The following is a 22,196-nucleotide window of genomic DNA, read 5'->3' as shown; positions in this document are numbered from 1 at the left end:
GGACTATGCAATGCATACTACACAAGGATTTAAAAAATCATTCCTATGGGGTGGCGCAACAGCTGCCAATCAAATTGAAGGTGCTTTCGATGAAAATGGAAAAGGACTATCAGCGGCAGATTTCATTGAATATGTACCTAAAGAACAACGTACTGGTGATAATCATATGGAGATTAATTCTGAACATATCGAAAAGGTTCTTTCAGGTAAACATGAAGGTCATTTTCCTAAACGTACAGGTATTGATTTCTACCATACTTACAAAGAAGATATTAAACTTTTTGCAGAAATGGGCTTCAAAGCATTTAGAATGTCGATTCACTGGTCTAGAATATTCCCTAAAGGATATGAAACAGAACCGAATGAAGCTGGGCTCGCATTCTATGACGATGTCTTTGATACTTTATTATCCTATGGTATTGAGCCCGTTGTCACATTAAGCCATTACGAAACACCATTTGGTCTCACAGAAAAGTATAACGGTTGGGCAAATAGAGTTGTCATTGACCATTTTGTACATTATGCAGAAACTGTTTTTAATCGCTATCAAGATAAGGTAAAGTATTGGATGACTTTTAATGAAATCAATATCATCAATATTTCGCCATTTACTGGTGGTGGAATCATCTCTGATAAAGAAGCAAATCCATTAGAAACATCTTATCAAGCATTGCATCATCAATTTGTTGCTTCTGCATTAGCGACTAAAAAATTAAAACAAATCATCCCTCAAGCGCAAATGGGTTGTATGCTCGCACGTATGAAACACTATCCTTATACTTGTAATCCTGAAGATGTCTTGAAAGCACAACAAGAAGATCAAATGAATTTACTTTATACAGATGTCCAAGCACTTGGTGCATATCCAAATTATTTCAAAAAATTTGTAGCTGATAACCAATTTTCCTTAGATATTACAGATGCTGATTTAGCGATTATTAAACAATATCCTGTCGACTACATTTCCTTTAGTTATTATATGTCTATGTTGTCATCCACTTCTCCTGAAGGCGAAACAACACAAGGTAACTTAATGAACAGTCTTAAAAATCCTTATTTAGAGGCTTCTGACTGGGGATGGCAAATCGACCCTGTCGGCTTAAGAATCGTCCTTAATGAATTATGGGATAGATACCAAAAACCATTATTTATTGTAGAAAATGGTTTAGGTGCTAAAGATGTCGTGGAAGACGGTCAAATTCATGATAACTATCGCATCGATTATTTACAAAAACATATCGCTGAAGCAAAACGCGCTGTTGAAGACGGTGTTGATTTAATGGGCTATCTTGCATGGGGACCTATTGATTTAATCTCTATGTCAACAAGTGAAATGACTAAGCGTTATGGTTTCATCTATGTAGATCAAGATGATTATGGTAATGGAACAAAACAACGTATTAAAAAAGATTCCTTTGAATGGTATAAAAACTTAATCCATACAAATGCTCAAGAATTATAAAAATAAAACCTTGGTACATTTCAAATGACTGTACCAAGGTTTATTTTTTATTCTAACCATTCAACAATGTCATCTTGTGATTGGCGTACTTTCGCTTTAGGGTCCGTTTCTCTGTAACCAAATGCGACCATAACAGAAGGAGCAAAATGCTCTGAATCTAGGATACCTTCTTCAGTTAAGAAATCTGTAACTGCATCTAAATCAAAGCCTTCGATTGGGCATGAATCTATATTCAATAAAGCCGCACTTGTCATCATATTTCCAAGTGCAATATATGTTTGCTTTCTCGCCCATTCTAATAACGATAAGTCTGTATCATTAATGTGAAAATTCGTTTGGAAATTGTCGAATTTCTTTTCAGTAGCAGGAATGCTGTCCGCACTATATTGTTTCACATCTCGCAACAAGTGTTGTACATACGGAGACTGTGACGTCACGTTTTTACGTGCGAGTATCAATACGAAATGGCTCGCCGTCTCTAATTGTCCTTGCGCACCCCAACTGATTGCTTTCAATTTATCTCTCAGTTCTGGATTTTGAATCACTAAAAACTTCCACGGCTCTAATCCAAGTGAACTTGGTGAAAGTCTAGCCGCTTCGAGAATTGTATTAAAGTCACTGTCAGATATATGCTTATTAGCATCAAAACGTTTTGTCGCATGTCTAAAATGAAAAGCATCTAATATTGTTTGTTGCATTTTTGTCATTGCTTACATCCACTACCTTTCATATTAATTTTATATTAGTTAGTATAGCCATATTGTATATCTTATTAAAATAATATGTTCAAAGTATAACTAAAAACGTGTACCTTCATTCTATTGAAAGTACACGTCGCTTACATCATCAGCAATCAGATGCTATTTATTTAATACCTGCGATTCAATGACGCTCAAGACGCCTTGTTGATCATTAGAAGGTGCTACATGATTAGCCACATCAAATAATGATTTATCATCACTGTTTTCCATAACATAACTATGTTTTGCTAATTTCAACATATCATAATCATTATTGGCATCACCAAATGCCATTAACGCATCCGCCTCAAGATTCCATATCTTCAATAAACGTGTCAATGCATGACCCTTTGTTACTCCTGGAATGATGATATCAATACTATCACGCCCACTGGACACAAATTCTAATTTCCCATCAAAGTGTTTCTGTAGATCCTCATCTAATGTTGGATGGGTTTGTCTATTAATATTGAAAGCAATTTTCACATAATCATCTTCCGGTAAATCTTGTAACGAATCGATTTCCTCCAATTGGCGATAGTAAAAATGTGCATCTTTTTTAAATGATTCTGGATTATCTTTTAAAATGTATGCACTATTCAAGCCACATACAATTAAATGATTCATGACACGTGTAATATTTAAATAATCTACGATCTCTTGATACAATTTTCGATCAAACGCTTGATGATCATATAGAGTTTCCCCTTCATAAATGACTGCCCCATTTTCAGCCACAAAATACATGTCTCTTTCACCAAAGATTGATTTCAGTTTAGCGTATTGATTTCCACTCGCTGCTATAAATTTAATCTCGTTTGCCTTTAATTGTTGGAAAATCTTTTCAAAACGTGTTTCATCGTAAGTCTTATCTGATTTTAAAAATGTACCATCCATATCGACCGCAATTGCTTTTATCATAATGTCCCCTCAAATCTTTCTAAGTGTATGTATGTCCTTATTATATCGACAATAGTGCTTGATTCAAAGTAAATCTATTGAGGTATGATTCTTCTTGATAAGTAAAAAGTGGAAATAGCGCAATGACATCGACATACATATTGTCTTAATATCAAGCACTACTTCCACTTATAGAATCTATTTATATTTAGTTATCTAATTGTCTAACAAAATCCAAATAAGTCTGCGTATTATCTTCTAACTGACTTGGTGTAATGGTAAATGCACTATATAATTTGTGTGCACCTACATAATTTGCTTTGACAAAACGTGTCGTTGCTATCATAGGACTTACTAATTGATCTATCGTAAATTTAACATTACCTTCAGGTTCATACGCTTCAGCAATAGACCCTATTGAAATTGCTAAGCCAATCTTCTTATCCGCTAAAGCATTCCCTTTAGATCCATACGCCCAACCATGGGTAAAGACTTCATCCAAATATTGTTTCATTAATGGGGGTGAACTATACCAATATAACGGATATTGGAAAATAATATGATCATGCGATTCGATTAATTGTTGCTCTTTTTCAACATCAATACGTCCATGTGGATACTCAGGGTAAATTTCATGAACTGTCACTGATTCGCCTTCTTTAGATAAAGCGTCGCGCCATTTTTTATTAACTGTTGAATTACTAATATCTGGGTGTGCAATTATTACTAATGTAGACATACAACTTTCCCTCACTCTGTGACAAATTTAATAGCTATATATTATACTTCTAGAGTTCAAATTCAAAATAATTTACTTAGTGATTGAAAAAATATTAAGAACTCAGCCCAAAAACAAACCCATAAAATCGTCTTCGATTCTATGGGTTATATATTATTATTTCTTCACATGTACTTTCGAAACATAATTAGATTTCACTTTAATATCAAAAATCGTTAAACCTGTAATATCTTTTTTCTTATCTGGAACAAAGAGACTGATAATATAAGAGAATACAAAGGCTACTACGAATGAAATAATTGATACAAAGAATGGTGAGTTGCCTCCACCGACACCATTAAAGATGTATGCAAAGATAATACCTAAGATTAAACCACATAATACACCAACCGTATTTGTACGTTTAGTAAAGATACCTACCGCAAATACACCGGCTAATGGCACACCTACAAGACCTGTGATTAATAAGAATAGATCCCATAGATCATTTGAATCTGCTGCAATAAGATAGATAGACATACCGAAACCAAAGAACCCTGATAATATGATCATCCATCTAGCAAAAGTAACCTCGTCTTTTTCTTTACCTTTACCAAAGAATCTATGTTTAATATCTACTGACAAACATGCAGAAATCGAGTTCAAACTTGATGAAATCGTTGATTGCGCTGCTGCGAATATAGCAGCAATTAATAAACCAGCAATAAATGGTGGCATTTCTGTAAGTATGAAATAAGGTACGATTGAAGATGTGTTAAAACCTTCAGGTAACGCACTTTCATGTTGGTAGAAAGAATACAACATTGTACCCATTCCATAGAATAATGGTGCAGAAATTAAGGCTAATACCCCATTCATCCATAATGATTTTTTCGTTTCACTCATGGATTCAGATGCTTGATAACGTTGTACTACATCTTGACTTGCTGTGTATTGATGTAAGTTGTTGAAAATATTTCCTAAGAAAATAATTGGAATAGCTGCAGCTGCCGCATTAAATTTCCAGTTATCTGCACTTAAAATTTTCTTATGTTCAAGGGCGTCAGCTACAACTGTACCTAAGCCACCTTGAATATGTGTCACACCTAAGATGATGATAGCTGCTGCACCACCTAACAGAATCACACCTTGAATGAAATCACTCCATACTACACCTTCAAACCCTCCAAGGAACGTGTAAAGTATACATAAAATACCTACCAAACTCGCCACTACATATGGATTAATATCAGAAACTGCTGTAATCGCTAGAGTTGGTAAATAAATTACGATTGCAACTCTTCCTAAGTGGAACAGTACAAAGAGTAATGAACCAATCACACGAATACTTGGACCAAATCTCGCCTCCAAATACTCATATGCTGATGTAACTTTTAATTTTTTAAAGAAAGGCACATAGAAATAAATCAATATTGGAATAATCGCAACAATAGCGATATTACCTGCAATATATGACCAATCAGTTAAAAAGGCTTTTTCAGGCGTCGACATAAATGTAATTGCACTTAATGTCGTTGCATAGATAGAGAACCCGACTGCCCATGAAGGCAAACGTCCACTAGCAGTAAAGAAACTATCTGTGTTTTGACTTGCACGTTTTGTAAAATATGCACCTACCAATAACATAATTACAAGATAAACAATAACTGCGACCCAGTTCCAAATACCAAAACCTACCTGCTCCATTTAATTCATCCCCTTACATGATGTCTTATAAATTGTAGTCTTTTATGAGTGCATCCAATTTGCTTCTATTTTCTTCATTAAACGGCTTGAATGGACGTTTAGGAACACCACCATCAATACCACGAGATGCTAAAATTTCTTTGAGCGTAGAATAAATCCCCATAGACAATACATTTTCAATGATGTTGTTTGTCTCATGTTGGATTGCATATGCTTCAGCGACATTGCCGCTTTGCGCTTTTTCAAAAATTTGTCTAGCACGTTTACCATTTACGTTATATGTTGATCCAATGGCGCCATCCACACCAGAAATTGCTGCTTGCACCAACATTTCGTCGAAACCAGATAAGATTAATTTGTTCGGATATGCTTTACGAATTCTTTCTAATAAGAAGAAGTTCGGTGCTGTATATTTCACACCAATTACTTTTTCATGATTAAATAGTTCACCAAATTGCTCAATTGAAATATTAACACCCGTTAAATCAGGTATCGCGTAAATAATCATGTTATTTTGCGTAGCTTCAATTAATTCAAAGTAGTAATCTTTAATTTCTTCAAAAGAGAACGGATAGTAGAACGGTGTAACTGCGGAAATTGCGTCATAACCTAACTCTGTAGCGTATTTTCCTAATTCGATTGCTTCATTTAAGTCTAATGATCCTACTTGCGCAATCATATTCACATCGTCGCCCACTGCTTCTTTGGCCACTTTGAAGATTTGTTTTTTCTGTTCTTTACTAATTAAGAAATTTTCACCAGAACTACCGTTAACATATAATCCATCTAATCCTTCTGTTTCGATAGCATTTTTGGCAATTTGTTTTAAGCCCTCTTCTTTTACCTGACCATTTTCGTAAAATGGTACTAATAATGCGGCATATAATCCTTTTAAGTTCTCTTCCATGAGATAACCCTCCATATATTTTCAGTCTTTGTATCCTAAAATGTGCTCCATGAACACGATTAACATCTCAAAGCGATGCGTAAATTGCTATTTACAGTTCAAATTGTAAACGCTACCACAAAGACTATCAATAGTATTTTGAAAAAATTCATCATTTATACTAAAATTTGATGAAAATATTTTTCATAATTATTATGACTTCACTTTTAAATTAAAAAGTGATACACCTATTAATGAATAAAATACGAGAGGACGAACCACATGACGAATTATAAAGTAGCAATTGATATTGGAGGGACCGATATTAAAGCGGCAGTTTTAGACGAAACGTTGAATTTTGTAGACTATCAAAAGATTGCCACACCTGATAATATAAATGAATTTATAGTAGATAAAGTGTATGCAATTGTTGAACAATTTCAGAATAAACATGCACTTTCACCATTGTATGTTGGCATTTCTAGTGCAGGTGTCATTGATGAAACGAATGGCATTGTTGATTATACTGGTCCAACAATTCCTAATTTCAAAGGCACAAACTTTCACGAACTATTAGCGCCACTTAATGCTCAAGTTGATGTCTTTAACGATGTGAATGCAGCTTTATTAGGTGAATTGCAATTCCATCATTATGATGCTGCAAATATTTTTTGTCTGACACTAGGAACAGGCATTGGCGGAGCATTTTATAATCAATCATTAGGGTTATACAATGGGGAATGTCACCGCGCAAATGAAATTGGCTACTTATTATATCGTCATTCAGACCAGTTAACATTCGAACAACGCGCCTCCACATCAGCACTCAAATCACGTATGCTAGAACAGGACTTTCACTTCAAAGATGATGTACCGAAATTATTTGAATTGGCCGAACAACAAGACCCACTTGCATTAAATATCTTAGAGCAATGGAGCTTTGATGTTGCAGAAGGCATCGCCCAAATTCAAATCATTTACGATCCAGGTGTCATCTTAATTGGTGGTGGCATTTCTGCTCAAGGTGAAACTTTATTGAATTATATCGTTCCAAAAATAAAACAATTCTTGCCACCTGAATATGGCTATGCGCATATTCACACCACACAAACGCAAAACCATGCCTCTCTTTTCGGTGCAGTATCACGATTTTAAACTTAAAAAACGCGTCTCTATCAGAAGTCATATGTGTACTGATAGAAACGCGTTTTTTATTCGTATATAACTACTATTCATTTAATATCGTTTTCTTGGTATGTTGATACACATTGTGCATGTATTCATCATCTAATAATACATAACTTACAATATCAATTAAAAATAACGTTGCTATCTGTGTATTAATAAATCTCGTATCATTAATTCGTGATTGATCCGTTGTGATAAGCACTAAATCTGCACACTTGGTTAAGGTGCTCCCTTCAAAGTTCGTGATTACAACAACATAAGCACCTCGTGCATGTGCAACTTCTGCTGCTGCAATCAGCTCTGCTGTTTCCCCACTGTTCGAGATAGCCACAAATGTGTCAGCTGTCGTCAGTAGAGATGCAAAGATTTTCATTTGATGGGCGTCAGTGGAGACATTGCCCTTCAGTCCCATACGCATCATACGATAGTAAAATTCTGTCGCAGATAATCCCGAACTTCCTAAACCAGCATAGATAATCTGTCTACTTCGCATAATTTGATTTACAAAGTTTTTGATTTTTTCGTCTGAAATAAATTCCCCAGTTTGTTGAATAATATCTTGATGATATTTATGAATACGTTGAATTAATGGACTATTTTCAATTACCTTTTCGGTCATTTCCTGTTGTAGATTAAATTTTAAATCCTGAAAATTATCATAATCTAACTTATTACTAAAGCGCGTAATCGTTGCCGGTGACGTGCCAATCGCATATGCCAATGAATTTATCGTAGAAAAAGAATCATCAAAATTATGATTCTGTATATATTCGACAATTTGTTTATCTGTTTTAGTAAATAAATGGTGATAACGTTGAATACGGTTATCAAATTTCATACATACCCCTACCTTCGCAAACTATTTAAACACAGTATAAATGAAAATATTTTTCACATCAATGAAAACTATTGATTAATATTTTCTTAGTGTTATATTAAAAATACATATCATATACAACTAAATTCACTAAATCTATAAAAGTTACGGAGTGTGTACATATGTTACCACAAGGATTAATTGTTTCTTGCCAAGCATTACCCGATGAGCCATTACATTCATCATTTATTATGTCGAAAATGGCATTAGCAGCATATGAAGGTGGTGCTGTAGGTATCAGAGCAAATTCTAAAGAGGATATTATTGAAATCAAGAAAGAAGTTGACCTTCCAGTTATTGGCATCGTCAAACGTGACTATGAGAATTCTGACGTCTTCATCACAGCAACAAGCAAAGAAGTTGATGAACTTATTGAAAGTAAATGTGAAGTTATTGCTTTAGATGCGACAAAACAAACGCGTCCGAAGGAATCACTCGAAGCATTGGTTACGTATATTCGTAAAAAAGCACCTCAAGTAGAAATCATGGCTGATATTTCTACATTAGAGGAAGCGCAAACGGCTGACAAACTTGGATTTGATTATGTCGGCACAACGTTACGCGGTTATACGAGTTACACTAAAGGTCATATCCTATATGAGAATGACTTCCAATTTTTAAAAGATGTACTAGCGCACGTTGATGCAAAAGTTATTGCTGAAGGTAACGTTATTACACCTGAAATGTATAAAAGTGTAACGGAACTCGGCGTTCATTGTACCGTTGTTGGCGGTGCAATCACTCGTCCAAAAGATATTACAAAACGCTTTGTAAATATATTTAATTAATAATAGAAAACAGAGCTGGGATTTTTATCCTAGCTCTGTTTTCACGTTATTTTCTATTGGTATTTCTTATACATAATCGCCCTATTCTAGCAAAGATGACTAGCATGAATAAGTTTACCTAAGCTAAAGCCCATCTATTACCTCTATCTCATTTGAAGAATCATCTTCAAATCATGCTATTTCCTGTGCCACAAATATTTTACGGTCTTCCCACTCACCAGTCTGCGCATTATAATTATCACACGTAATTAAAGTTAATTGTTTTTTATTAGAAGGTTGTTCGTCTAACACTTTGACATCTTGCGGTTTCACATCGTAAATTTTTGTTATTTTATATTTTCGTTGTTCACCTGCTACCTTGAAATATACTTTACTACCTTTCTTAGCTTCTGGTAAATTTGAAAATTGATAATCCGATGAACCTGTATAGGTATGCCCAGCGATTGAAATATTTTGATCATCTAATGACTCATCAGCTTCTGCAAAGCTGACACCTCTGTCTAACTGTTCAGGCGTTGCTGGTCCAGGATATACAGGCGTTTTTATATCTGCATCAGGCACTGATAAATATCCAGCCATTTTAGATTTGTCTTTAGGAATCTCAGGTTTACTCTCTTTATGTTGCGCTGTTTCTTTATCATAATTCTCTATCTTATTTTCATTATCCTTTGCAGTAAAATACTGATCAATATGCGGTTTAGCAAATAAGTAAATCGCCGTCAAAATTAATAACACACCCACAACTGTAATGAGACGGTTACCCCATTTTTTCATACTTATGTAACTTCCTTTCACTTCTACTTTCATCTAAATTCATAGTCAGTATAGCATAATTACGTCTATGCATTGTATCAATTTCAACTTAAATGTGATGATATCAAAATCAAATAATTGTTAACTTTTCTACCACATATTTGCATCATTATAAAAATAGTAGTTCAATAATTAATACAAATATTTAAATTACTAGATGGGATGGGACTTATATGATTAGACTAGCAAATACTTCAGACTTACCAAACATTTTAGACATTTATAACGACGCTATTTTAAATACAACTGCAGTATACACCTATGAACCTCAATCACTTGAATCACGTACACTTTGGTTTGAACAAAAAAATAAAAATAACGAACCTATCTTTGTATATGAAGAAGCAGGTAAAGCTGTTGCGTTTGCTACATATGGATCGTTTCGTGATTGGCCAGCATATCAATATTCCATTGAACATTCTATTTATGTGGATCAACAACACCGCGGCAAAGGGATTGCATCTCAATTACTTAAAACAATTATCCAAGATGCACACGATAAAGGATATAAAACATTAGTCGCGGGTATTGATGCTACTAATGATAGCAGTATTTATTTGCATAAAAAATTTAACTTCCAGCATTCTGGAACAATACAAAATGTTGGCTATAAATTTGATAACTGGCTAGATTTGGCTTTTTATCAGTTAGATGTTAGTAAAATATCATAATAAAATCAGTAACCCTATCAATACACTCGTATCGATATCTTTCACTCAAGTTTTGAAAAATCATTAAAGTGGTAGAGATGAATGTATAACAAGAAAAGGGAGTGTTTGCATGTCTGTACTTACTAATGAAGCACGTGTCAAAATATTATCAGATATTATCGAAATTCAATCTGTAAACGAAAAAGAACTCGATGTCGCACATTACTTACAACAGCTTTTCAAGAAATATGATATTCAATCAGAAATCTTACAATTAGATGGTGAAGATTCACGCGCTAATCTGGTAGCTGAGATAGGTAATGGGAAGCCTGTAGTTGGCGTTTCAGGTCACATGGACGTTGTAACAACTGGTGACACAGATCAATGGCATTACGATCCATTTAAGCTCACTGAAGATAGTGAAGGCAAATTACATGGTCGTGGTTCAGCGGATATGAAATCTGGGCTCGCTGCATTGGCGATTAGTTTAATTGAAATTAAAGCTGCAGGTAGTTTAAAACAAGGTACCATTCGTTTCATGGCTACGGCTGGTGAAGAGGTTACAAGTAATGGTGCAGCGCTCTTACATGATAAAGGCTACATGGATGATGTAGCTGCGCTTCTGATTGCTGAGCCTTCCCAAGATGGCATTGTTTACACTCATAAAGGAACAATGGATATCCGTGTTACATCTAAAGGAAAATCAGCACATAGTTCAATGCCAGATTTAGGATTTAACGCGATTAATCCACTTGTAGATTTCATTCACTATTTAAATGCTGAATATAACAAAGTAGACATACACAGTGAATTATTAGGTACACCAACGATGAATGCTACTGTCATTAATGGCGGCGACCAAGTTAATTCTATTCCAGAATTTTCAGAAGCATTGTTTAATATGCGTACAATTCCAGATTTTGATAATACAAAATTCGAAGACCTTTTCAATCAGATAAAAGACAAAGTAGCTAAGGAATCTAATGGAGACATTTCAATTAATCCGTATGTCAACCGTAATCCAGTTTATACTACTGGTAATAATGACTTCCTAAAATTAACAAAATCATTAGGTGATGAATATTTTAATAGAGATTTAGACGTTACTTCATCTACAGCAACTACAGATGCCTCTTACCTAATGAAGGATAAAGATAAGTCGTTTGCATTTGTGATGTATGGCCCAGGTGAAACAGGTCAAGCACACCAAGTTGATGAGTACGTTTATAAAGACACTTATTTAACATTCATCAATTTATATACACAATTATTACCGCAATATTTAAATAATACAAACTAATACAAACTGATATAAATTAAGGGAATAGTCCGGCGTAACAAAGTTAATTTTAGCCGCCGACTATTCCCTCTCTATATTTAAAACGAGCTACACATTAATTACACTTCCCTAACCTGTGACTTATTTTTTACTTGTGTTGCATTTCCAACCACTTAACTAATTCATTCAAACTGTGCACAGTTATTGAAGGTAATTGTCCATTAAAATCAAAGTGACTATTTTGACGGTTAATCCATACCGTATCAAATCCGAAATTTGCCGCTCCTGTAACATCCCAAGAATTAGCTGAAACAAATAAAATATCTCCACGCTTCATTTGATAATATTTTAATATCAATGCATAACTCGCATGGCTCGGCTTATATTGTTTTACTTCATTGACACTCATGACTGTATCAATATATCCACCGATTTCAGAATGATCGACTAAAGGCATTAACATATTATCATTAGCATTGGATAACACACCAATATCTATATTTTTATCCTTTAAATCCGAGAACGTTCTCGGTATTTCTCTATAATATTCTAAATTTGAAAATGCCTCAAATATCGTTTGAATATCTTCATCATTATATTGAACTTCATGCTCGTCCAACGTATAACGAAGTGCATCTTTCGTTAAATCATCAAATGGAACATAACGTTACATAATTTGTTTTAAAAACATATGTTTTAATTGTGTTCTGCGCCATAAATTAGCGATAGAAGTTGCTTGTTGTTCATCAAATTGATCCATGCTCTTTGTTATTGAACGCATATCAAATATCGTTCCATACATGTCAAAAATAATCGCTTTGTACATCACTAAACACGCCCTTCTATTGTCATATCAAATACTCCTATTCTTTATCACAAATGAAAATAATTAAAACCGTTTTAACTTAAATATTAAATTCATTACCAAAACTTATTATTTTGTTCACATTGTCATCCATTTTAATAAGAAGATGCCTTTTAATGACAACAATTTCAAATTAATTGATATATTTTAATAACTATCAATTATATCGACGTTAATATTTTACATTGTAAATATTCATTTTAAGTTATATAATTATATTATAGAATGCTTGTAAGTTTTATATCGTGGCTAAGTAATATGCCGTTAATCATCATAGTTATATTCCATTCCCAGAATTAAACTTTATGCACCCATTTAATAAATGATATAAAACTGCATTCTACAATGTGTATGTTTTCTACACATCAAAAAGAGAACTAAAGTCACTTTCAGGCAGTGTCTTTAGTTCTTCTTATATTTTTATTAATAATTATTCTGGTTTGCCATTTGGATAAACCATCACTTTTAATGAGCCACTTTTATTCGTTCTAGCTTGCTCCATAGCTGCTTTAGCATCTTCTAAATTGTACGCATCTGTAAACATCGTATTTAAATCGGCTGTTGTATTCGACAACATTTCAATACCCATATCATAAGTATTTGCATATCTAAAAATACCTACAATATTAATTTCATGATTCGCAATGAATGGAATATTAAGTTCAATATTTTCTTGTTGTGGCAACCCTACTATAGCGAGTGTTCCCCCATTATTCAATGAAGCTAATGCGTTTTGTAATGCGATTGGATTCCCGGCTGTTTCAAATGCATAGTTAACGCCATTACCTTCTGTGATTTCATTAATACATGTTGCAACATCTTGTTCTTTTATATTAATTGCATGTGTTGCACCTAATTTAAGTGCTTCATCTAAGCGTATTTTTTCTAAATCTGAAACTATAATTTTTGTAGCTCCAAATGCTTTTGCAGCAACAACAGCCATTAATCCAACTGGCCCCATTCCCATTATTACTACAGTCGATCCCGGTTGTACATTTGCTCTTTTGCATGCTTGTACACCAACTGAAAAAGGTTCATTAAGTGTTGCTTCTTCGTATGATAAATCATCTGGAATATGGAATAAAAATCCTTCAGGATGACTAATGTATTGACTAAAAGCACCATCTACTGGTGGTGTAGCTAAGAATGCTACATCTGGGCATAAATTGTATTTACCTGATTTACAATATTCGCATTCTCCACATGGAACACCTGGTTCTATAGCAACTCTGTCACCTACTTTAAATTTCTTAACTTCACTACCAACATCAGCTACTACTCCTGAACATTCATGGCCAAGTATCAAAGGTTTTTCAACAACAAATTCCCCCACTCTACCATGCTCATAATAATGTACATCAGATCCACATACACCAAACGCCATTACTTTTACCAATACATCTGTTGCCCCAATTTCTGGTACTTTTACCTCTTTTGTTTCCATATCAAACGGTTTATTTAATAATGAAATACGCATCATTTCTGGAATATTTTGTGTCATAATTTTTCCTCCTACATTTACTTAATTTTTAATAATTGATGTGTTAACTTCTGTGTTTGTTGATAAATCTGCTGATATACTTCAAAATATTGTTGATATAACTCGTGTTTTTGCTGATTTGGTAAAAATGGTTCACCATATGCTATAAATGCATCGGCACAGGCCTCCATAGATTCAAACCATCCTACATCATATGCTGCTAACATAGCAGCTCCCATACCTGGTCCTTCTTCGTATTTTAATGGAATCACTTTTGCATTAAATACATCCGCTTGCAGTTGCATCCAAAAGCTATTTTTAGCGCCTCCACCAATCGAAACAATTTGATTATTACTACTTTCACTTGCTTTCATATAACGATAGGATTCATAAAGGGAATACGTAATACCTTCCACTGTCGCACGTGCAATATCTGATTTACTAGTTTTGCTGTGCAAACCAATATAACTACCTCTGATAAATGCATCTCCATGCGGTGTGCGTTCACCCTGTAAATATGGAGTAAATAATAAACCATTTGCACCAATATTAGATTGTGCGGCTTGATTTAAAACATCATCAAAGCTTTCATTGTCAAATAACGTCTGTTTCAACCAATTTAAACTATCTCCTGCACTTAAAGTCACACCCATTGCATAAGTTATATTTGATAACACATGATTAAAATGATGAATGTTGTTTCCAAAGTTTTGTTTATCATTGGAAATACAGGATAATATCACGCCTGAAGTTCCTATACTACAGAGGGTTTGCTCCGCTTTGATTACTCCAGCACCTAAAGCTCCACATGCATTGTCAGCCCCTCCTGCAAATACTGCTACATCATAGTTTAAGTCTAATTCTTGTTTGATTTCTTCTGTAAAATTACCCACAAAAGCATGCGATTCAACTAGTTTAGGATAGATATCTCCTAATGATAATTGAGCTCCAATAGTTTCATCCCATGTTTTAGTATCTGGATTTAATAATAAAGTACCTGCAGCGTCACTATATTCCATAGAGATATCGCCAGTCAGTCTAAACCTCACATAATCTTTTGGTAATACAAATATTTCAAGTGCTTGCCACAATTCTGGTTCATGTGTTTGCATCCATAATAGTTTAGGTAGTGTAAATCCCTCTAAAATTGGGTTTGTCAACAATGTATCTCCAAATTCATTCCTAATCATTTGGCACTGTTCTGTAGTTCTTGTATCATTCCATAAAATGGCGTTTCTCAATGGTTTATAATTATCATCTAATGCAACTAGACCATGCATTTGTCCTGAAAAAGAAACACCTACTATACGTTTATGCTTCATATTTTTTTCTTGAAGTAATGATTTTATACCTTTTATTACAGCTTGAAACCATGATTCCGGATCTTGTTCATTATAGCCAGGCTGTATTTGTATTAAATTCAGACCGACACTTGTTTTCGCAACAACTTGGCCTTTTTTATTGATTGCTATTATCTTTATCGCACTCGTTCCCATATCAATACCAAGAACAACGTCTTCCATTATATCTGCTCCTTATATTTAGTCTTATTTTTGTATCGTTGCAATACTTCCCTTATTTTCATCAATACCCGGTTGATGTACTTTTATAAAGTAAGTAATTATTGCTCCGATAAAATAGCAAATCGCAAATGCCCAAACAACGCCTACTTCATTAAATATAGGTAAAAATATTGTTGCTAATGCTGGAGCTACAAAGTTACTTAGACCAGCTGCAAGATTATGTGAAGATAATGTCGCTCCAATATGATTTGGTTCTAATGCGGTAAAAATTGCAAAAATAGGCACAAATGCCGATTGTGTAATTCCAAATAATACTGCACATAGTATAGCGATTGCAAATACATCTCCACTCAATATAGGTAAGTAATAAAATAACAGTGTAGTTACGCCACAACCAATACAACCAAAGAGCATAACTTGTCGTTTCCATCCTATTCTGTCTGCAACAATTCCCCATACCACATCACCAACGATACAGGTAATGTGCATAGTACCCCAAGTCCATAGCCATTGTTGCATAGTAAAACCAATGGTGTCGGTAAATAATACTGGGAATATAACAACTAAACCGAAGAGAGACAATTGGTTAATAATACGTACTATAAACACTTTGATAATATCTGGATTTTTATAAACGATACCAACATCTTTCATTACTTTCTTATATCTTTCTTTTATTGTCTTGTCAGCATTCGGCTTTACATTTCTTTTGCCAACTATATAAAATGCTATTACTCCTCCAATGAATATCCAAATCACTGACATCCATAACGTACCCATAAAACCTATATGTGGAATAGTAAAACTTGGTAAATACGTACCAATAACACCCATACCTACTGAAAACATTGCCCAAAACCAACCGATAGCTGTTGCTAACCGAGCTTTATCAGTAATATAAGTAACCCAGACTAGAAATCCATATAAGAATAATGGATAACCTAGTCCTCTAATTCCATACATTAAAATCATCATTCCATAATTTTCCATTCCTAAACCAAATACTAAAAACAGAATATGAAAGACTAACCAGATTAATGTCCCTAATGCCATAACTTTACGCGGCCCATATACATCGGATAAAATTGCAGCTAGCCATGAACCAATAACAACCATAACTCCATAAACAGTAAATACCAGAGATGCTTGGCTTCCAGTAAACCCTAAATCAACTATATTTTTTGATAAAAACGCCTGTTCAATCCCATCACCAGTCATAAAAATAAAAATAGCAATTAAAGCTGCAAAAATAATTTTAGGTATTCCCATCCAAGTATTTTGTTTATTGTTGTGTACTGTAGTATCCAATTTATTTCCCCCTTAAAGAATTTACCAAATCACCTTAAACGTTTAAGTTAAGTTCGATAAAAATCCATTAATATTATGAATTTTTATTTCTCTATAAAGCTACAAGATTCACGAATAATCAAATTCGTAGAAAGTTTTATAGATTCTACCTCTTTACCTTGAATAAGTTTAAATATCATTTCTCCTGCTTTTTGGCCCATTTCTTTAACAGGTTGTGATATGACACTTAACTTTGGTGTGTAAATTTCATTCCAATAACTATCATCAAATCCCACTATAATGACATCTTTTCCAATTACTTTGCCACTTTCACGTATTGCTTGCAAAGCACCCAACAATAATAAATGATTAGTAGATACTATCCCTTTAATACCTCTACTCAACAGTTTTTTAGTAGCATTGTAACCACTTTTTATTTGTGCATCTGTTCCAAATTGTAGGTCGCTATAAAAAATCAGATTGGGATTAATCATTATATCAACATCAGCTAATGCTTTTTCATATCCACTTTTTCTTCCTATTGTGGTACTAATTTTAGGATTTGCTAATAATAGACCGACTGACTGACAGTTATTCTCTAGAATTCTTTTAGTAGCATGATATGCTGCATCTACATTATCAACAGTAATAGAAGGGATATTAGTTGTTTTTAGTGCTCTATCAAGTGTCATTATTGGTATCTTCAACCATTCTTCTTCTATATTAAAATCAGATTTTACTGGCACCAGTATAACAGCGCTTACATTTTGTGAAATGAAAGTATCTATTAAATCTCTTTGTTTCTCTTCATTTTCTTCTGAAGATGCAACTACCACATGTAGCTGATGCTTCTGACATTCAAAACTCAATTCTGTTAGGACTTCAGTAAAAAAAGGATTTTGATCAGGAATAATAAAAGCGATAATATTAGAGCGACCCGTTTTTAAACCTCTTGCAAACTGGTTTGGTTCATAATTTAATTCCTTTATTGCCGATAAAACTTTATCTCGTGTCTTATCACTTAATTCTGTACTTTTATTATTTAGGACATTAGACACTGTAGCAATTGAAACACTTGCCACTTCTGCCACATCATGTAAAGTAGGTTTATTTCTTTTCATTTCTCTCACCTTAAACGTTTAAGTTTTTCAACAGACTATAACAAGTCAGTAAACACATTATAAGAATTTTTCTTGTTTTTTGCAAGCGCTACCAACAAAAATATAATTTCTAGATCGTTTTTCGTATCTACTTAATGTTTAATATATTTAATTCACAATTTTAATTTTCCAAAGTAAAAATACGCCCCAAATACACTTACACAACGATTTCTTAATTCGTAACATCACTTTTATTAATAACTCTTAATATTCAACTTTTTTATATTTCCTCATTGTACAATAGCAGTATTATATAACATGATTGTTTCATATCTAAACAAAGGTGATTTTTGTGATTAGTTCTTTAACTATTAGAAATCATTATACATCTGACTTAACAAGATGTATCAATGAAATTGTTGTACTGCTCCCGTTAAACAAACCCTGTAAAATTAATTTAAATGGTTCAATTATTACTATCGAAAATGGAATCATTATAAATAATGCTGACCTTTTTCAAATGCTTAATGTACAAGATGTCGTTGAGTTAAAACTACCATTGCCTCTCTTTTACGAAAAAGATAGCAACCTCTCAAATTCATATTTCGACTTCAATCGTATTCATTTTGTAGAACAATTCAGGAATTTAGTATTAAAAGATATACATCACTCTATAGAAGATGAAAATGCTATAAATACTTATATTTCTAATATCGTCGAGTTTTTAATTAGAGAAGCTAAAGTATTGATTCCTACACAATATATACCACCACTTTATACTAAGCATCCCTTGGTTCAAAAAATCACTAACTATATTCATGAAAATATTCATAATAGAATAAATACCAAACAAGTTGCGCAAACATTTTTTATTTCGCAATCTTATATTTCGATATTATTTTCAAAAGTATTAAACATGAATTTTAAGTACTATACGACTTCTTTGCGTATTGCTTTATCATTATTCGATTTAATTCAAGAACATAAAAGTATTTATGATGTCGCAATGAAATATCAATTTACAAATGTAAGTACGTATTCTAAACATTTTAAAAATTATATCCATATTCCACCCAAAAAATATGTGCATGATTTCAGAGACAGTTGTTATAATGTGCCTAATCAAATGTCTATTGATCACGTACAAATTGTTAATTACTTTAATACAACGTACAAAGCCACTAAATCTGTGTCTAATGACCGACATACAATAAATTTATCTACATTGTCCTTTGACACAGTTTTTGAATCTGGTTACACCTTTATAAAATTAAATGACCTTAACGATTTACTATTTTTTTCAGAAAATCATATAAAAAATACAACTTTATCATCTTTTCCTAAAGTGAACCTCAATATTTTAAATACAAATTTCAATCATTTGAATGCACTTAAATCGCAGCAAGTATTATCAGTTATACAATATTTAATGACAAACGGTTACTATTTAACTTTTAAAATAACCGACCTCACACTGTCTCAAACGATTGCAATGCCGATAAAAAACTTACTAACAGAAATAAACAGTCATCTGGATCGTGTCACGTTACAATTTGATTTCACGTATCAATTATTCAATGATTTCCCAATGATGATAACTAGTCTTAAGCACAATTATCCAATGTTGAAAATAGGTATTACCATTGACAACATTCTTAAAAACTCAAACGACATTGTACAAATTATTAAATTGATAAAATCGTTAAACGTAGACTTTTATTATATTGATTTAGATCTTCATACATTTAATAATCTAATTTCACATAAACTCACAAAATCCATACAACAGAGCAACTTAAAACAGAATATTGCACTTTTTTGTGAGCATCTGGGGTCTATCTATGCTAAAAAATTAATTTTCACTCATATCACACATACTGCACTTAAAGAATATTTCAATAGTCCCAGTCAAGACACACATGTCTTATTAACACAGTTTCTTATTGAAACAAATACACTTATTGGCGGTGTTGGCTATAATTATTATTCAGACGATCCCAATTATATTATGTTAGTCAATCAATATCACTGTTACATGCCTATTGTGCATATATATAGCTTTTTAGATGCTTTTTACGACCAAAACATCACGCTACTGCCAAATGTAATCATAGCTAAAACTAACACACAGTATCATTTAATATTGTTCAACAATCAAACTATGTCTTCACTTGTTTTTCGTATTCATCATAATTTCATTAAATCGTTTCCCATTTTCTCACGTCTTTTGAACTCAGAACATGGTATGATTACGAAATTAGTTCCTTCCAATTTGGAACACAATTATATTGGGATTTCTATGATTTCAGCAATTAATCATTCAAACTTTCCACTTTCCAAATTGCAGATGCATTATTTTAAAGACCCATTACAATTCAAAATAAATTCACATTCAATTTTATATGTCATGATTTCTATCAATTAAAAAACCTGAGCCTTTAATAAGCTCAGGTTTCTTATGATAAATATTGTCTTAAATTTCGAAAAATTGTTGTATTTCTGTTAAGTGTGCGTCATCCATTGGATATTGTTGCTTTACATAACCATGTTCAAGATGTATCACTTCATCTGCACATGCTAACAATAATTCATAATCGTGAGTGATAACAAATATTGTATGACCCAAGGAAGCTAAATGATTAATGATTTCACTCATTTCACGCATACGCGCACCATCTAATCCACTTGAAGGTTCATCAAAAATAAGTACATCCCGTTTTGTTTCCACTGCACTAGCAATTGCCAACCTTTGCTTTTCACCACCTGAAAGCGACAACGGATGGCGATCAACATGTTCTGAAATACTATATTGGCTTAATCGTTTTTGTATTGCCGTATTATCTAAGGTATGATTACTTAATTTTAATTCTTCATCTACACGTTCAGCGAACAATTGATTATTTACATCTTGCATCACTAAATAGACATGATTTAATCTTCGCTTTCGATTCCAACTATTCCCATCTTGTTGAACATGCCCTTTAAATTTACGCTCAATACCAGTTAAACATCGAGCAAAAGTAGATTTACCTGAACCATTATGCCCTACAATAGCTGTCACTTTACCTTTAGAAATTTCAAGATTAGAAATATTTAACGATAACGGTAATTTTGATTTATATTTAAAATGAAAATCGTTCATTACTAATTTACCTTGTACTTCATTGTGTACCACTTTGGGCATGATTTGTCGTAGATGCGTTGCTCTTAATCCTAAATCATATAATTTCTCTTGTGTAAGTTGCTTAAACGCAGCATTTGAAAATATCTGGTTTAATTTACCATTTTTCAATACTACAAAACGATCTACTACTTCCATAAGGTAATGTAAACGATGTTCCGCTATGATAATTGTTTTTCCTTCACTTTTCCATGCTTCCAACATATGCCTCAATTTGATAATTGTTTTAAAATCTAAATTGGACGACGGTTCATCTAAGATAATTAATTCATGTCCTTGAATCTGGACGGCTGCACAAGCAATTAATTGCTTTTCTCCACCTGAAAGATTAAAAATTTCTCTATCCAGTAGATGGCGCATGTGTAATATTTTAGTAGTTTCTGCTATATTAGTCTTAATTTCTTGAGGCTCAACACCATAGTTTTCAGGTTCAAATGCCAATTCACTTGTTGTGTTTAAACAAAAGAATTGAGATCTGGGATTTTGAAATACTGAACCACTTTGTTTAGAAATATCATAGATAGATTGCGCTAAAATAGAGACACCATTTATGCTAATATCCCCCTCAATATCACCATGATAAAAATGGGGAATTATTCCATTTAATGTATTAGTCAAAGTCGTTTTCCCACAACCAGAGGCGCCGGTCAAACAAATAACCTCACCATTTTTCACAGTAAGGTTTATATCTTTTAATATTTGGTCTCCATTAGCATAATTAAACGATAAATTTTGTATTTCAATCATATTTT

At 33.2% G+C, this 22,196-nt stretch carries 19 protein-coding genes and 1 pseudogene; 6 read left to right on the top strand and 14 right to left on the bottom strand.

Going from position 1 to position 22,196, the window contains the following annotated elements:
* Positions 1-10: 10 nt before the first annotated feature.
* Positions 11-1,462 (top strand): glycoside hydrolase family 1 protein, encoded by a 1,452-nt coding sequence (locus ACSULM_RS08600; protein WP_436862123.1) that lies wholly within the window; start codon positions 11-13, stop codon positions 1,460-1,462.
* Positions 1,463-1,509: 47 nt separating this feature from the next.
* Here the strand turns inward: ACSULM_RS08600 and ACSULM_RS08595 are convergent, their stop codons facing one another.
* The 5 genes from ACSULM_RS08595 to ACSULM_RS08575 all read right to left on the bottom strand — a co-directional run bounded on the left by ACSULM_RS08595 (position 1,510) and on the right by ACSULM_RS08575 (position 6,434).
* Positions 1,510-2,169 carry an NAD(P)H-dependent oxidoreductase gene (locus ACSULM_RS08595; protein ID WP_436862121.1) on the bottom strand — a complete coding sequence of 220 codons (660 nt, stop codon included), beginning with the start codon at positions 2,167-2,169 and terminating at the stop codon, positions 1,510-1,512.
* A 153-nt stretch (positions 2,170-2,322) separates the two neighbouring features.
* Positions 2,323-3,123 (bottom strand): Cof-type HAD-IIB family hydrolase, encoded by an 801-nt coding sequence (locus tag ACSULM_RS08590; RefSeq protein ID WP_436862119.1) that lies wholly within the window; start codon positions 3,121-3,123, stop codon positions 2,323-2,325.
* Between the two features lie 187 nt (positions 3,124-3,310).
* Positions 3,311-3,841, bottom strand: coding sequence for an NAD(P)H-dependent oxidoreductase (locus ACSULM_RS08585; protein WP_436862116.1), 531 nt, complete (start codon positions 3,839-3,841; stop codon positions 3,311-3,313).
* Between the two features lie 156 nt (positions 3,842-3,997).
* Positions 3,998-5,527, bottom strand: a complete 1,530-nt coding sequence (locus ACSULM_RS08580; protein ID WP_436862114.1) for a sodium:solute symporter — start codon at positions 5,525-5,527, stop codon at positions 3,998-4,000.
* Positions 5,528-5,552: 25 nt separating this feature from the next.
* Positions 5,553-6,434 (bottom strand): N-acetylneuraminate lyase, encoded by an 882-nt coding sequence (locus ACSULM_RS08575; protein WP_436862112.1) that lies wholly within the window; start codon positions 6,432-6,434, stop codon positions 5,553-5,555.
* 261 nt (positions 6,435-6,695) lie between these two features.
* Here ACSULM_RS08575 and ACSULM_RS08570 point away from each other — a divergent pair, with 261 nt between their 5' ends.
* On the top strand, positions 6,696-7,568 hold the full coding sequence (locus ACSULM_RS08570) for an ROK family protein (protein WP_436862110.1): 873 nt from the start codon (positions 6,696-6,698) through the stop codon (positions 7,566-7,568).
* Positions 7,569-7,641: 73 nt separating this feature from the next.
* Here ACSULM_RS08570 and ACSULM_RS08565 read toward each other — a convergent pair whose 3' ends face one another.
* Positions 7,642-8,439, bottom strand: coding sequence for a MurR/RpiR family transcriptional regulator (locus ACSULM_RS08565; RefSeq protein ID WP_436862108.1), 798 nt, complete (start codon positions 8,437-8,439; stop codon positions 7,642-7,644).
* Positions 8,440-8,576: 137 nt separating this feature from the next.
* On the opposite strand from ACSULM_RS08565, the gene ACSULM_RS08560 reads away from it, so the two are divergent.
* Positions 8,577-9,266 carry an N-acetylmannosamine-6-phosphate 2-epimerase gene (locus tag ACSULM_RS08560; RefSeq protein WP_436862139.1) on the top strand — a complete coding sequence of 230 codons (690 nt, stop codon included), beginning with the start codon at positions 8,577-8,579 and terminating at the stop codon, positions 9,264-9,266.
* 171 nt (positions 9,267-9,437) lie between these two features.
* On the opposite strand, the gene srtA is transcribed toward ACSULM_RS08560, so the two are convergent.
* The gene (gene srtA, locus ACSULM_RS08555; protein ID WP_436862106.1) at positions 9,438-10,040 is read right to left on the bottom strand and encodes a class A sortase SrtA; all 603 of its coding nucleotides are present in this window, start codon (positions 10,038-10,040) and stop codon (positions 9,438-9,440) included.
* Between the two features lie 212 nt (positions 10,041-10,252).
* Between srtA and ACSULM_RS08550 the strand changes: the two genes are divergently transcribed.
* Positions 10,253-10,750 carry an N-acetyltransferase family protein gene (locus ACSULM_RS08550; RefSeq protein ID WP_436862104.1) on the top strand — a complete coding sequence of 166 codons (498 nt, stop codon included), beginning with the start codon at positions 10,253-10,255 and terminating at the stop codon, positions 10,748-10,750.
* Between the two features lie 109 nt (positions 10,751-10,859).
* Positions 10,860-12,029: an ArgE/DapE family deacylase gene (locus tag ACSULM_RS08545; protein WP_436862102.1), complete on the top strand. Its 1,170-nt coding sequence runs from the start codon at positions 10,860-10,862 to the stop codon at positions 12,027-12,029.
* Positions 12,030-12,156: 127 nt separating this feature from the next.
* Here the strand turns inward: ACSULM_RS08545 and ACSULM_RS08540 are convergent.
* The 6 genes and pseudogenes from ACSULM_RS08540 to ACSULM_RS08515 all read right to left on the bottom strand — a co-directional run.
* Positions 12,157-12,663 (bottom strand): annotated as a pseudogene (locus tag ACSULM_RS08540) (haloacid dehalogenase type II); the annotation flags it as partial.
* Positions 12,664-12,675: 12 nt separating this feature from the next.
* Positions 12,676-12,837 (bottom strand): hypothetical protein, encoded by a 162-nt coding sequence (locus ACSULM_RS08535; protein WP_436862100.1) that lies wholly within the window; start codon positions 12,835-12,837, stop codon positions 12,676-12,678.
* A gap of 466 nt (positions 12,838-13,303) precedes the next feature.
* A complete protein-coding gene (locus ACSULM_RS08530) occupies positions 13,304-14,374 on the bottom strand; it encodes an NAD(P)-dependent alcohol dehydrogenase (RefSeq protein WP_436862098.1) in 1,071 nt (356 codons plus the stop codon).
* A gap of 17 nt (positions 14,375-14,391) precedes the next feature.
* Positions 14,392-15,876 carry a xylulokinase gene (gene xylB, locus ACSULM_RS08525; RefSeq protein ID WP_436862096.1) on the bottom strand — a complete coding sequence of 495 codons (1,485 nt, stop codon included), beginning with the start codon at positions 15,874-15,876 and terminating at the stop codon, positions 14,392-14,394.
* A 24-nt stretch (positions 15,877-15,900) separates the two neighbouring features.
* The gene (locus ACSULM_RS08520) at positions 15,901-17,184 is read right to left on the bottom strand and encodes an MFS transporter (protein WP_436862094.1); all 1,284 of its coding nucleotides are present in this window, start codon (positions 17,182-17,184) and stop codon (positions 15,901-15,903) included.
* An 83-nt stretch (positions 17,185-17,267) separates the two neighbouring features.
* Positions 17,268-18,284, bottom strand: coding sequence for a LacI family DNA-binding transcriptional regulator (locus tag ACSULM_RS08515; RefSeq protein ID WP_436862092.1), 1,017 nt, complete (start codon positions 18,282-18,284; stop codon positions 17,268-17,270).
* Positions 18,285-18,615: 331 nt separating this feature from the next.
* Here ACSULM_RS08515 and ACSULM_RS08510 point away from each other — a divergent pair, with 331 nt between their 5' ends.
* The gene (locus tag ACSULM_RS08510; protein ID WP_436862090.1) at positions 18,616-20,688 is read left to right on the top strand and encodes a helix-turn-helix domain-containing protein; all 2,073 of its coding nucleotides are present in this window, start codon (positions 18,616-18,618) and stop codon (positions 20,686-20,688) included.
* A gap of 48 nt (positions 20,689-20,736) precedes the next feature.
* On the opposite strand, the gene ACSULM_RS08505 is transcribed toward ACSULM_RS08510, so the two are convergent.
* On the bottom strand, positions 20,737-22,191 hold the full coding sequence (locus tag ACSULM_RS08505; RefSeq protein ID WP_436862088.1) for an ABC transporter ATP-binding protein: 1,455 nt from the start codon (positions 22,189-22,191) through the stop codon (positions 20,737-20,739).
* Between the last annotated feature and the right edge of the window lie 5 nt (positions 22,192-22,196).

The organism is Staphylococcus caeli, from assembly GCF_051413795.1.
GTDB classification, from domain to species: domain Bacteria; phylum Bacillota; class Bacilli; order Staphylococcales; family Staphylococcaceae; genus Staphylococcus; species Staphylococcus caeli_A.
The sequence above is the reverse complement of the archived record's forward strand: the minus strand, read 5'-3'. Positions and strand labels throughout refer to the sequence as shown.

Coding starts and splice junctions, on each gene's coding strand:
- ACSULM_RS08590 (WP_436862119.1), bottom strand. CDS start 3,123: ATGATAAAAGCAATTGCGGTCGATATGGATGGTACATTTTTAAAATCA.
- ACSULM_RS08515 (WP_436862092.1), bottom strand. CDS start 18,284: ATGAAAAGAAATAAACCTACTTTACATGATGTGGCAGAAGTGGCAAGT.
- ACSULM_RS08580 (WP_436862114.1), bottom strand. CDS start 5,527: ATGGAGCAGGTAGGTTTTGGTATTTGGAACTGGGTCGCAGTTATTGTT.
- srtA (WP_436862106.1), bottom strand. CDS start 10,040: ATGAAAAAATGGGGTAACCGTCTCATTACAGTTGTGGGTGTGTTATTA.
- ACSULM_RS08595 (WP_436862121.1), bottom strand. CDS start 2,169: ATGACAAAAATGCAACAAACAATATTAGATGCTTTTCATTTTAGACAT.
- ACSULM_RS08505 (WP_436862088.1), bottom strand. CDS start 22,191: ATGATTGAAATACAAAATTTATCGTTTAATTATGCTAATGGAGACCAA.
- ACSULM_RS08585 (WP_436862116.1), bottom strand. CDS start 3,841: ATGTCTACATTAGTAATAATTGCACACCCAGATATTAGTAATTCAACA.
- ACSULM_RS08600 (WP_436862123.1), top strand. CDS start 11: ATGCATACTACACAAGGATTTAAAAAATCATTCCTATGGGGTGGCGCA.
- ACSULM_RS08545 (WP_436862102.1), top strand. CDS start 10,860: ATGTCTGTACTTACTAATGAAGCACGTGTCAAAATATTATCAGATATT.
- ACSULM_RS08550 (WP_436862104.1), top strand. CDS start 10,253: ATGATTAGACTAGCAAATACTTCAGACTTACCAAACATTTTAGACATT.
- ACSULM_RS08575 (WP_436862112.1), bottom strand. CDS start 6,434: ATGGAAGAGAACTTAAAAGGATTATATGCCGCATTATTAGTACCATTT.
- ACSULM_RS08565 (WP_436862108.1), bottom strand. CDS start 8,439: ATGAAATTTGATAACCGTATTCAACGTTATCACCATTTATTTACTAAA.
- ACSULM_RS08530 (WP_436862098.1), bottom strand. CDS start 14,374: ATGACACAAAATATTCCAGAAATGATGCGTATTTCATTATTAAATAAA.
- xylB (WP_436862096.1), bottom strand. CDS start 15,876: ATGGAAGACGTTGTTCTTGGTATTGATATGGGAACGAGTGCGATAAAG.
- ACSULM_RS08570 (WP_436862110.1), top strand. CDS start 6,696: ATGACGAATTATAAAGTAGCAATTGATATTGGAGGGACCGATATTAAA.